The sequence below is a fragment of the Brenneria sp. L3-3C-1 genome, from assembly GCF_016456245.1.
Classification (GTDB): domain Bacteria; phylum Pseudomonadota; class Gammaproteobacteria; order Enterobacterales; family Enterobacteriaceae; genus Brenneria.
In genome coordinates this window covers 220,470-233,036 of the sequence record NZ_JAEMHF010000006.1, presented here as the reverse complement: position 1 = coordinate 233,036, position 12,567 = coordinate 220,470, and the positions used below count along the sequence as shown (strand labels likewise).

Annotated in this window: 8 protein-coding genes and 1 pseudogene; 1 reads left to right on the top strand and 8 read right to left on the bottom strand. The window is 49.1% G+C overall.

The features are described from left to right. Positions 1-59: 59 nt before the first annotated feature. Both JG725_RS13780 and JG725_RS13775 read right to left on the bottom strand, forming a co-directional pair. A complete protein-coding gene (locus JG725_RS13780; RefSeq protein ID WP_199378491.1) occupies positions 60-1,733 on the bottom strand; it encodes a hypothetical protein in 1,674 nt (557 codons plus the stop codon). Positions 1,734-2,218: 485 nt separating this feature from the next. Next, positions 2,219-3,016, bottom strand: a pseudogene (locus tag JG725_RS13775) (IS5 family transposase). A gap of 563 nt (positions 3,017-3,579) precedes the next feature. Here JG725_RS13775 and JG725_RS13770 point away from each other — a divergent pair. Next, positions 3,580-4,338 carry an IclR family transcriptional regulator gene (locus tag JG725_RS13770; RefSeq protein ID WP_199378489.1) on the top strand — a complete coding sequence of 253 codons (759 nt, stop codon included), beginning with the start codon at positions 3,580-3,582 and terminating at the stop codon, positions 4,336-4,338. A 45-nt stretch (positions 4,339-4,383) separates the two neighbouring features. Here the strand turns inward: JG725_RS13770 and JG725_RS13765 are convergent, their stop codons facing one another. The 6 genes from JG725_RS13765 to JG725_RS13740 form a co-directional block, all read right to left on the bottom strand. Next, entirely contained in the window at positions 4,384-5,730 is a 1,347-nt protein-coding gene (locus JG725_RS13765) for a gluconate:H+ symporter (protein ID WP_199378487.1), read from the bottom strand. 314 nt (positions 5,731-6,044) lie between these two features. Further along, on the bottom strand, positions 6,045-8,012 hold the full coding sequence (locus tag JG725_RS13760) for a YjhG/YagF family D-xylonate dehydratase (RefSeq protein WP_199378485.1): 1,968 nt from the start codon (positions 8,010-8,012) through the stop codon (positions 6,045-6,047). Positions 8,013-8,093: 81 nt separating this feature from the next. Further along, positions 8,094-9,011 (bottom strand): dihydrodipicolinate synthase family protein, encoded by a 918-nt coding sequence (locus JG725_RS13755; RefSeq protein ID WP_199378483.1) that lies wholly within the window; start codon positions 9,009-9,011, stop codon positions 8,094-8,096. A 366-nt stretch (positions 9,012-9,377) separates the two neighbouring features. Further along, a complete protein-coding gene (locus JG725_RS13750; protein ID WP_172290670.1) occupies positions 9,378-10,193 on the bottom strand; it encodes a DeoR/GlpR family DNA-binding transcription regulator in 816 nt (271 codons plus the stop codon). A gap of 45 nt (positions 10,194-10,238) precedes the next feature. After that, complete coding sequence (locus JG725_RS13745) at positions 10,239-11,219, bottom strand: D-threonate 4-phosphate dehydrogenase (protein WP_172290671.1); 981 nt, start codon at positions 11,217-11,219, stop codon at positions 10,239-10,241. Further along, the gene (locus tag JG725_RS13740; protein WP_199378481.1) at positions 11,212-12,525 is read right to left on the bottom strand and encodes a four-carbon acid sugar kinase family protein; all 1,314 of its coding nucleotides are present in this window, start codon (positions 12,523-12,525) and stop codon (positions 11,212-11,214) included. The genes JG725_RS13745 and JG725_RS13740 overlap by 8 nt, the downstream gene beginning before the upstream one ends. Positions 12,526-12,567: the final 42 nt, after the last annotated feature.

Below are 12,567 nucleotides of genomic sequence, written 5' to 3'. Positions count from 1 at the left end.
GGAAGAATATAACCATGACAGGACACATTCTTCATTAAATGATCTGACTCCGGCAGAATTTATCCGAAGTCACCAAAAAAGACAGATCCTCTAATTGATCCTGGGTCAGGATATGGGAGGAGGTCAATAATGTCGTTAACTATAATTTTTATTGGTAAAGTTTTAGGGTTTGTCTCCTTTAATAATTCCGTGGCCATAATTTCATTAGCCTTATCAGTATTGCCTAGTTTGTAATAGCACTGTATTATTTTAGAGCGTGCATATGATTCATCACGCGAATTTAGCATTTTATAGTATTTTAGTGCTTGCTCATATTCTGTTAAGTGATATAGGTGATCAGCCGTATATTTGTTTTTTCGCCATTCCGGTATTGACTCGTTATTAATGATATCTTTGCTGAGTTCATCAAGGTCCATTATGTTATTGTTAAGTGAACATAGGTCTACAAAGCTGTATTTTTTATGAGTGTTACTATCACCTTCACCGTTATAACTTGCCAGAACACAGTTCAGGATAAATGACCAATTATAATCATTCAGTACTTGACTTATTTTCATCAACTGGGCTAAGGAGTTCTCAGTGTCATTATCTAATGTAATATTAATTATTAAATTGATAATCTCACCCAAGACATTATTAAAGGAACAGTATTTCCCAAGTTGTATTAATGATTTCGCGTAAGGAATATAAATAACAGATAAGTTAGGTTCTTCAACCAGTGTACGCTCACATAAATTTACTACTTCTTCATATGACTCCTCAAGGTAAAGCATTATGATTTTTTGGTATAAAACCTGACCCTCATTTATTCTGTTACCATTAAAGTTACGCATGTTACTTACTAAGTTTTTTAGCTCTTTATCATCGATGATTAAATTTAATTGTTCTAAGGTAGATTCTGATTCATCGGACAGTAAATTACAATTTTTCAAATATAGAACAAATCTCAGATAAGAAATATATTGGTCTATTATTCTTATGTCATAATCATTTTTATATATGTTAATTATTGATTCATAGTTGGCTGAAGGGTCGAATAAATGCCTGTAGCAAATTGTATCGATTGCATGAAAAACGCCATCCAACCTCACTTCCTCAATCATTTTTCCAATTGAAAAAACGTACCTTTCAGCCGAGATATTCCTGTTGCATCTTACCACCTCATATCCTATGCGAGATTTAGAATATGAATGTTCGAGTAATTGCATTTCTTTAGAAATACGATTGAATTCTGCCAAATCTTTTTTGAAATAGACTAGTATCATTTTGTTTGTTAAACTCCAAAAAGTTTTTCCAAACTTATGTTCTATTTCATCTAATAGTTTTGCTGCTTCACTAAATGATGAATTCATCAGTGATTTAACGAATTTATTTCTCATTACTAGAAATTCATTAATTTCATTCGAGAAATATGATAATGTGGTTGTTACCCAATTTATAACATCCGTGCTTGCTTCTTTTTTAATGGTGTGTATCTGACTGATTTTAAATATATTTTCGTCATTGGATATATATCTTGCGCGCATTAACTTATCGGCATCTTCAATGCTTAAGAAGTTTTTGTAGGCATGTATTGCTGCTGTAGTAGAAGTCTGTCTTAGTAGTGATAACTCATTAAATATAATTGATGTTTTTTCTTCATTTGTTTTATTTTGCTTCATTATTTTTTCAAATTTTCTTTTTTGGCTTTCCATCTTGCTTCTCACAGAGGTAAATCTTTTGTTCGTTTTCATTATGATTCCTTTTGTAATAGGATCTACTAATTTGGAGATAAATCATAAGGAGTATATTTGCATTTAGTCTAGCCGGAAATTTAGTGATTTTATGAAATATATAACTGTTAGGATGATCAGCGGCGTATTGTTTTAGTGCAATATTTTAAGACTTTTTTTGATTTTACTATCGATAGGTTAATCAATTTAAGACTAGGGTATGCTACCGCCCTCACTTATTGGTGTTGCCTAAGTGATTGAGTATGTCGCTGTTACTGACTATAACTCAGAGTTGAACGCATAAGAAATGAAAAGTTAGTCACTGGCGCGGATTTCTTTATTTCGCAGGGGGGGGTGTTTTTTTGAGCAGTTCTTTAGATGGTTTCAATAAGTGAAAAAGTATTCAGCGTGCGGTTTCCAAGAGGGTTCAACGCAATCTTCGAATGACTAGGCTCGGGGTTAACAGGCACTTCACAGTCCATCAGACTAGGCTGTGTCCCTTAATTTCATACCTGTTGATAAAAGAGCCGGATACAGCCCAGTTTCACCATCGCCAGATAATTTCTCGCCGTTTTGTCATAACGTGTTGCTACGCGGTGGTATTCTTTCAGGCGGCCAAAACATCGTTCAACAACATTGCGCTTGCGGTAAATAACGCGATCGAGCTGTGAACGACCATCCGACGCCATTTTTCATTTGATTTTCGGGGAATAACTGCCTTTATACCTTTATTTTTCAGTTCATAACGTAATGCATGCCCTGAATATGCCTTGTCAGCCAGTACCGCATGACCACGGCGCTTCATACTACCGGTCTGGCGCTGAATGCCAATGTTATCCAGAAGACGTTGTGCGAACTGACTCTCGTGGGCTTGTCCGGGGCTCAGCACGATGTTAACGGGAGGCCACTTCCGTCTGTAACCAGATGGATTTTGGTGCCAAACCGCCGCGAGAGCGACCCCGGCTATTATCTCCGGTGATATCGGGATGTTTTTTGCGCTCTAGCGCCGTTGCTGACCAGTCAACGAGTCCATGAGCGTCAATAGATGAGAGTAACTTATTGAAAATAATGTTAATCACTCCCGATTTTGACCATCGATTAAAGCGGTTGTAAACGGTTTCCCATGGGCCGTATCGTTCAGGCAAATCGCGGCATGGCGCTCCTGAGCACAGTATCCAGAACATGCCGTTGATGATCATGCGATGTTCTGCCCATGGCCGTCCTGCACGTGGTGAATCTGGTTGCGCAGGCAATAAGGGCTGAATGAGAGTCCATGCATCATCGGGTAGAACGTAGCGAGCCATAGTTCAATATATTCTGGAAACAGATAGTTACTATAACTCAGATGATTAAGGGACACAGCCTAACCTATCCACTTAGTAGTCGCTGATAACAATGTAATGTTTCACAGAGTATGTTATAAAAAACTTTACATATAACATTACGCTTTGTAGGTTTTGTTGAAAATATTTTGATAATTTTCTATACTATATAATCATTTATCGTTTCCATGAGATTATTCATGGTATATCAGGTAAACCTAACCGTTCTGATTTTTACTTAAAAATAAAATGGTTAGCATGAGATATCGTGATAACCACAGGCTATTGGTACGCCTACTGCAAACCTGACCTCTCCTTACCCGGTAATGGGTTTGAAGCTCGAAAGAGAGAGGGGAAAGCGACATGTCAGGAAAAGGCTGGTTGCGGGGAAATAACCTACCCTGCGCCAGCTATTGCAAGACCCGCAAAGTTAAGCCCGATTGCTCACAAAACGCTGCAATGTCAACCGTGGCAAATTGATTTACCCTGACTGACGTAGTACCATTCAAAACTCACCCTACCCCTCATAAGCAGTTGGTTTTTCTATGCCAATCATCCAGTCGGTGGAACGTGCTTTACGTATTCTGGACCTTTTTGACGAATACAACGTTGAAATCAAAATTACCGATATCAGCACCCAAATGGGGTTACATAAAAGTACCCTGCACTCCTTGCTGAAAACATTGCAGGTCGCGGGTTATATCGATCAAAACCGTGAAAACGGCAAGTATCGGTTGGGAATGAAGCTGGTTGAACGCGGTAATCTGGTGGTGAACTCCATTGATATTCGTGAAAAAGCGCGCAGCTACCTGCTGGATCTGGCATCGCAAACCGGTCAAACCACCCACCTTGCCATCCTTGACGGCAAAGAAGGGGTCTACATCGATAAAGTGGAAGGGAAACTGGCGGTCATCACATTTTCGCGTATTGGCAGGCGGTTGCCTGTTCACGCGACGGCGATTGGGAAAGTTCTGTTGGCGTTCAACCCCGAAAATGAAATCGACGCGTTGTTGCAAGACTATGAATTTACCCAGCAAACGTCCAACACCATCCTCGATCGGGAAACTTATCTACAAGCGCTGGAATGGGTACGTCAGAATGGCTATGCGCTGGATAATCAGGAAAATGAGCAGGGCGTGAGATGTATTTCCGTGCCGATCTGGAATCATGCCCGCCGCACCATTGCGGCAATCAGTATGTCGACGCTCACCAACCGCGTTTCCGATGCGGAATTCAACGACTACATTGTGCTGCTGAAGGCCGCATCCAAGGAACTTTCCCGACGTCTTGGCTACGAAGGCTGAGACTGCCGCTCTGGTATGGCGTCAGGCCACACCAGAGCAAGACCGTTAAATCACCGTATTCAGTAGTAAAATAAACGCCAGACCAAAGATAGAAACCAGCGTCGACAATAACGTCCAGGTGGCGAAGGTCTCTTTCATCGTCAATCCGAAATACTCTTTTATCATCCAGAAACCCGCATCGTTGACGTGAGAAGCGATGGCGCTGCCCGCCCCTGTCGCCAGCGTGACCAACGCCAGATTGGCGTGACTCTGCGCCAGAGTCGGAATTACCAGCCCGGCGGTGGAAATGGCCGCGACGGTGGCCGAGCCCAAAGAAACACGCAGAATGGCCGCAACGCCCCAGGCAAGCAGAATGGGTGAAGCCGAGGTGCCGGCAAACAGTTCGGCGACATAGGTGCCCACGCCGCCATCGATCAGCACCTGTTTGAAGGCGCCGCCGCCGCCAATGATCAGCAGCATCATCCCGATACCGGCAGCCGCGGAACTGCATGAGGACATCAGATCCTTCACTGCAATATGCCGGTTCAGCCCCATCGAATAGATGGCGAACAGCAGTGAGATAATCATCGCGACCGAGGCGTCACCCAGAAATTTTATTACCCCGGTGAACAAATTATCCGCCACGCCGATTTGCTGTTGTACCATCGATACCAGCGTCGCAACCGACATCAATATAACCGGCAACATGGCGGTAAACAGGCTAATACCGAATCCCGGCGTCTCTTCCAGTTGAAAGGTTTTCTGCATGCCGAGGGAATCAATATTCCCGACCTTGCTGAAGCCTTCCGGAACAATAAGTTTTGCTACCTTATTGAATAGCGGGCCACAAATTACTACTGTCGGCGCACCGACGATAATGCCATAAAATAATACCGTGCCGATATCTGCACCATATTCCCCCGCAATCATCGTTGGGCCGGGATGTGGCGGCAGGAAGCCGTGAGTCACCAGCAACGCGGAAATCATCGGAATGCCCAAATGCAGAATGGACACATTTAACTGCCGCGACATGGTAAACAGAATAGGGATCAGCAATACCAGCCCCACTTCAAAAAACAGCGCAATCCCGACAATAAATGACGCAATCACCACCGCCCATTGAATATGACGTTCACCAAATCGATTAATCAACGTCACGGCAATGCGGTGCGCACCGCCGGCATCGGCAATTAACCGCCCCAACATGGCGCCCACGCCAAAAATAAGCGCAATGTGGCCTAATGTGCCGCCCAACCCTTTTTCAATGGACTTCACGACGCCGTTGAGCGGTATACCCAGTGCCAGCGCCACACCAAAGGCGACAATCAGCAAGGATACAAACGTATTCAACTTTAACTTCATGATTAGAATAAGCAGGAAAAAAATCCCGACACAGACAATAAATAAAGGCATATCAGTAACTCCGGGTTTTTATATTATTAAAGGTAAGATAGTTTTCTATTACTTATGATTTTCCCTGATAATTAACCCTACGACTCCTGCAATAACATTTATTTCTTACAAACCTATCCCATTTATTTAAAGTTGCAGAAATACGACCAACATCCCGGCAACTTTAAAATTAAACATATAAAAATAAATCGCATGAAAAATAAAAGACAACACCTACCCGATGGCTATTACCGCTTGTTTAATTAAACCAAGCGGTAATGCACCACATTATTTCCAGTCAGATAATTATCTTTTTTATTTTTGGCTATTCGGTATTATTTATTTAATACTTTTACACCTGCCTGTAATACTTCGATAATTTTATCGGTATCATAAATACAGCCTTTCCAGGTTCCGCCGCTGGCCGCCTGTAGCGCCGCCCATAAACGCGTGTCATCAGGCAGTTCCGGGTGGGGGCTCAAATCAGGATGGGCCTCGCGTTTCGCCAGCACCTCAGCCGCTTCATCCGGCGTCAGCGGGTGTTCCTCACTGCCGATAAAATTAATCGATCCCGACAATTCCCGACGATCGATGATAATTTCAATCATATCGCCATCGCGCAGTTTGCCAATCGGCCCACCGACCAACGCTTCCGGCCCGACATGCCCGACGCAGGCGCCGGTAGAGACGCCGGAAAAGCGGGCATCGGTAATCAGCGAAACATATTTGCCGTAAGGTAAGTGCTTCAGCGCCGACGTCACCTGATACGTCTCCTCCATACCGGTTCCCGACGGCCCGCCGCCGATGATCACCATGATATCGCCCTTGTGCACATGGCCTTGTTTAATGGCTTTAATCGCCAACGCTTCCGATGTAAAAACGCTGGCTTTACCGGTATGCCGGTAGATACCATCCTCCCCGACCACCGAGTCGTCTATTGCCGTCGATTTAATGACCGATCCTTCCGGGGCGATATTGCCCACCGGAAAGGTGATCGTCGACGTCAGGCCTCGGGTACGAGCCTGCGCCGGACTCATGATCACCTCATCAGGGTGAATGCCGTCCAGCTCTTGCAAACGTTCGCGGAATATTTGCCGCCGCGCCGAATTTTCCCACCATGCCAGGTTATCACCCAAGGTTTCCCCGGTAACGGTCAGCACATCTTCATGCAACAGCCCTAATGCACGCAGGTGCAGCATCACTTCGGGTACGCCGCCGGCAAGAAACGCGCGCACGGTCGGATGATAAACCGGGCCGTTAGGCAATACGCTGACCAGCCGCGGTACCCGGCGATTGATGGCGGTCCATTGATCGACGCCAGGGATCTGACACCCCGCGGCATGTGCAATGGCGGGAATGTGCAGCAGTAGATTGGTTGACCCGCCAAAAGCGGCGTGCACCGTCATCGCATTCTCAATCGCCTTGTCGGTCAGAATATCCCGGGTCGTCAACCCCTTACGCTCCAGCGTCAGTACCGCGCGCGACGACTGACGCGCAATTTCCAGCCAGACCTCCTGCCCAGAAGGCGCCAGCGCGGAATGCGGCAGCGCCAGCCCCAGTCCTTCGGCCACCACCTGTGACGTACCGGCCGTACCGAGGAACTGGCATCCGCCGCCCGGCGAAGCACATGCCCGGCAGCCGAGCATCGCGGCTTCTTCCAGCGTCAGATCGTGATTGGCAAACCGCGCGCCAATCGTCTGCACTTTGCCCGCGTCCTCACCGTGCGTCGGCGGCAGCGTGGCGCCGCCGGGAACGATGATCGTCGGCAGAGAGTGCATGGATGCCAGCGCAATCATCATCGCCGGTAGTCCTTTATCGCAGGTCGCGACGCCAATTACCGCCTTACGGGTGGGGAGGGAACGGATCAGACGACGAAAAACCACCGCCGCATCATTGCGGTATGGCAAAGAGTCAAACATCCCGGTGGTGCCCTGAGAGCGCCCGTCGCACGGGTCGCTGATATAGCCGGCAAACGGTACGCCGCGATGAAGCGCAATTTCCTCGGCGGCGGCGCGCATTTGCAAACCAATTTCCCAGTGACCGGTATGGTAACCCAGCGCCACCGGCGTGCCATCCGCATCGCGGATGCCGCCCTGCGTGCCAAGAATCAACACTTCACTGCCCAATAACTTATTCGGATCCCACCCCATGCCGGCGTTGAGCGTCAGACCAAAAATATGGCCGCTCGGCGAATCGATCAGCATTTCCGGCGTCAACGGCAGCGCCCCCTGTGGCCCCGCCGCGTGGGTATGAATGTCATAGACCTGCGCATTGTCTTGATTAAAAATAGTATTAATAGACATGGCTTCTTCACTTATTCAGTAGAATTAAAATCACTGTATCCCTTGGGGAACAGCGGTAACCTATTCTATCCGTAGCGTGCGTTATTCCTGTGGAAATAGAGCGGCGTCAATTAGCGTTTGCCTGACCTGCGCTTTCTGCCTGTCGTTCAGAGGCTGAGTAGGCGGCAGACAGACAGTCGAAATATCCAACCCCATCAACTTCATCGCCTCTTTCACCACATTGACGAATGGGCTGTCGATTTGATAAAGCCTCGGCAATTGCAGAATAGTTTTATGCAGCGCGGCGGCCTGCGCCAAATCGCCGTCGGATACCGACTGATACAGGCCGACAGACAACGCCGGCGCAAAGTTGGCACTGGCGGAAATCGCGCCATCCCCTCCCAGCAGTAGTGTATTCAGCAAATGATCATCAAACCCGCAGAACACGCTGAAATCTGGATGGGCAGACTTCACGGTGGTAATCATGTCGCGTAAATGGGCGACCGAGTCGATAGTGTCTTTAATCCCCACAATATTGGCATGTGCATCGACGAGGCGTTTCACCAATTCAGGATAGAGATCCTGCCCGGTCAGTTTTGGGAAGTTGTACAAAATCACGGGTAGCGCGACCGCCTGTGCAATGGCGCCGTAGTAGCCGAACAGATTTTCTTCGGTGATTTGCCAGTAATATGGGTTAATGGCCACCACCGCATCCGCGCCTGCCGATTGCGCATGCTGGCTTAGCGCCACCGCTTCCCGTGTATTGGTGCTGCCAACCCCGATCAATACGGGAACGCGCCCATCCACCAGGCGAATAGCCGTTTCGGTCAACCGCATCCGTTCTGTCGCCGACATTTGCGAAAACTCGCCGCCCGTACCGAGGAAAAACAAACCATTCACGCCAGCCGTAATCAGATAGTCGATCACACGCCGCATTCCGGTCTCATCCAACGAACCATCGGCAGCAAAGATCGAAGATACCGGAGGAATGATCCCGGAAAATTTTGTGCAAAACCCCATGAACGTCTCCTTACAACACCAAGAGAGGAAGGCCCTTGTCTTTCGACGACGTTAATCGCGACGATTGAGAACCTATCGATAATTTTGTTTTACATTATAGAACTAAGTTCTACATTGCATAACAGGATGCTAGCACCGTTGTTTATGGCGAGTAAATAACCGGCTTAGGACATCCCTTAGAAATGGTTTGTGGATCACAAAATCAACAGCAGGAGATAAAAATCTGAATAAAGTAAGGCGGCATTCCTGCGAGGGAAAGCAGTCAGAGCGGGCAGTCTTTGAATATGCGGGGCGGATGACTCACGTGCAGTGGTGCGATGTCGCACCGCTCCACAGATAAAACATTTATAAAGCGGAGATGCCTTGTTACACCAACGTCAAATTAAACGGCTGCGCCTTAAGCTGAGCCTGAGCTTCCGGCGGTAATCCGCCGTCGGTGACGATATCCGAAAGATCGGATAAGGGCGTGACGCAAAATAGTGAATAAGCGCCGTACTTACTGCTGTCCGCCAGCAAAACCCGGCGGCTGGCGTTGAGGCCGAGATCCTGCTTCACGCCGGCTTTTTCCTCGGTCGGCGTGGTGATGCCTTTTTCCAGACTCCACGAGTTGCAACTGATGAACGCGATATCCGGGTAGATGCTGCGTAATAAACGCCGGCCGTGTTCGCCGATGCATGACTGGCTGCTGTCATCAATCCGCCCGCCGATAATCGTCACTTCAATCTGTTTGAATTCGGACAAAAACAGGGCGATTTGCAGATCGGCGGTGATCACCCGCAATGGCAGGTGCGTCAGATTGCGCGCCAGCTCCAACATGGTAGTGCCCGCATCCAGCACCACCGCGCTGCCCGGTTTCACCAGCGTCGCGGCATAGCGGGCGATGGCCTGTTTTTCCTGTAAATTACGTTGAAGCTTTTCATTAGTGGTCGGCTGGGAGGGAATAAACCGGTTAAGCGTGACGCCGCCGTGGCTGCGGCTGATAACGCCCTGCTCATCCAGTTTGATCAGATCGCGGCGAATCGTCGCCGGGGAAGCATCAATGACAGTAACAAGTTCATCCACCGTCACCAGATTATGGCTTTTCAGATAATCCATAATCTGATCAAGACGGCTTTGACCTCTCACTTTATCCCCGCTTACGCGGAAAGCATCACTCAATGTTTGCCCCACGACGATATCCATTTATTTAATTAAAAACTCCCGTCAGCCATAGAAAATCTCCCGATATTACGCAAGCTGCATGGCCAACTTGATTGAGATCGCCATGCTCTCAGACTTCGCTTTTCCTGTCCAGGCAATATCAAACGCGGTGCCATGATCGGCGGAGGTACGAATAAAAGGTAATCCGGCGGTAATATTGACGCCATCATAAAAGCCCAGCAGCTTCAGCGGAATATGACCCTGATCGTGATACATCGCCACCACCATATCATACTGCCCTTCATACGCCTGTAAGTAGACGGTATCGGGCGGGCATGGGCCGTATACGTCAATCCCTTTGGCTTTCATCGCTTCAACCGACGGCGAAACAATCTTGATTTCTTCATCGCCAAACAGGCCGTTTTCTCCGGCGTGCGGGTTTACCCCGGCAACGGCAATGCGCGGATGGGTGAAACCAACCCGTTTAAGGAAAGTATCCGCCATCGCAATCACCGTTTCAACGCGGTCGCGGTTAAGCGTATCCAGGAATTTACGCAGCGCGATATGCGTTGAAACATGGATCACTTTCAGTTTATCGGTATACAGCACCATGGCGTAGTCGCGGCTGTGGGTGAGCTTCGCCAGTAATTCCGTATGCCCCGGATAGAGATGTCCCGCTGAATAGAGCGCTTCCTTGTTCAGTGGCGCGGTGGCGATGGCATGAACCTCTTCCGCCATCGCCAGCTCCGTGGCCCGTTTAACGCAGCGGTAGGCCAGATCGCCCGCCTGAGCCTGAACGATGCCCGGCTTAAGCGTCAGCGGATCGGCCAGCGGTTCGTCGATGATATTCACCACGCCGGGGGTAAAAACCGCGTCGGCGGGCTTATTGATAACCTTTAATTCAACCGCCGGCACCGCATTCAGCGCCTGAATACGGCGCAGCGTCTGCACACAACCAATCACCACTGCCGGGGCGCCAGAGAGTTCTCCCTCAGCCAGCGACTTGATAATAATTTCCGGACCAATACCTGCCGGGTCGCCCATGGTTACCGCAATAATTTTACTCACTGACTTTCTCCTCAATAAAACGCAAAACGTCCAGCAAAGTGGTTTCGTTACCAAATCCCCCCGCTTTAGTCATAACGGGGATATCGCCGACCACGCTGTCCAGCAATCGCCCCCAGGGCACGCACGCGGCGATTTGCCCCTTGATCTGAAAACCGCTGGCGCCCAGCGCGGTCGCCACCGCAATCGCAATATCACCGCCGGATAAATACAGCCCTCCCGGCAACGGACGCTTAGCCATGCTGTTCGCCATGACGATATTGCGCGTCAGCTCCCCCAGCGCATGGCTGATGGTGTCGCCAAGCTGTTGCCGACTCAGCCTATGCTGTTGACACAAGTTGTTGATTTCAAAACGTTGATTATCGTGATGACAGGTTCGAATGATGCAATGGCGTCCCTGTTCCAGCGCGGTGAGCGCTTCATCGCGCCAGCGGGTCATCGCCGTCAGAACAGACTGAGAAAGTAATTCATTGATATTGATATCAACGATCTGCACATTACGCCGCTGACTGATGGCGATAATCTGTTTTTGAGCGATATCGCTCATCGAACCCACCACCGCCAGCAGCGGTTTACTGGTTTCCGGCTGAAAATTCAGGGTCTGCGCCAGTGCTTCACTCAACCCGGCCGAGCCCACCAGCAAGGGACGGAAAGCCAATGTATCGGCGGCGTTGACGATGTTTTCCAGGTCGTCCTGATGCTCGGCATCCAGAATCACCAGACGCACGCCCGACTCGGCCAAATGATGAAAACGTGCGCCCAGATCGGCCCGACGGATGTCGGCTAAATGAATTTCCGCCATCGGCAGCGTCGTCTGTTCCGCCAGGCGGCTGGCAATCGACGCCGAGCTAACCGGGGTTTTCGGATCGCTGGCAAACTCGGTGTCCGTCAGCAAACGCCCATGCACCCAGACCTGACCGGCACGGGTAACCCGGCCCTGCGCCGGTGAGGCGGGAGCAACCAGCGCCAATGGCGCCTGTATGGCCGCCAACGCCGCCTCAATTTCCGCCCCTATATTTCCCCGCAAGGTGGAATCGATCTTTTTAACTACCCATCCCTGCCCGCCGGCGTCATACCACGCGTTCACCGCTTGTGTGGTGCGATGGGCCGCCGCCTCCGCGTTCACGGCGCGGCTACCGGTATTGATCACCACGGCGTCACCCAGCAGATCCGTATGCAGCTTATCGACTTCGAACATCACGCTAACCTGAGCGCCATTCCGCGACAGGCCAACGCCGGCATCATTTGCCCCAGTGAAATCATCCGCAACGACCAATACCCGATCCGCTGTCTGCTGCTCTTTCGGCATACTCCATCTCCGGCTTATCGATTACCTGACAATGATTATATT

What these genes read in the sequence shown, in the direction of transcription:
- JG725_RS13780 (WP_199378491.1), bottom strand. Translation starts at nt 1,733, where the DNA reads ATGAAAACGAACAAAAGATTTACCTCTGTGAGAAGCAAGATGGAAAGC.
- JG725_RS13770 (WP_199378489.1), top strand. Translation starts at nt 3,580, where the DNA reads ATGCCAATCATCCAGTCGGTGGAACGTGCTTTACGTATTCTGGACCTT.
- JG725_RS13765 (WP_199378487.1), bottom strand. Translation starts at nt 5,730, where the DNA reads ATGCCTTTATTTATTGTCTGTGTCGGGATTTTTTTCCTGCTTATTCTA.
- JG725_RS13760 (WP_199378485.1), bottom strand. Translation starts at nt 8,012, where the DNA reads ATGTCTATTAATACTATTTTTAATCAAGACAATGCGCAGGTCTATGAC.
- JG725_RS13755 (WP_199378483.1), bottom strand. Translation starts at nt 9,011, where the DNA reads ATGGGGTTTTGCACAAAATTTTCCGGGATCATTCCTCCGGTATCTTCG.
- JG725_RS13750 (WP_172290670.1), bottom strand. Translation starts at nt 10,193, where the DNA reads ATGGATATCGTCGTGGGGCAAACATTGAGTGATGCTTTCCGCGTAAGC.
- JG725_RS13740 (WP_199378481.1), bottom strand. Translation starts at nt 12,525, where the DNA reads ATGCCGAAAGAGCAGCAGACAGCGGATCGGGTATTGGTCGTTGCGGAT.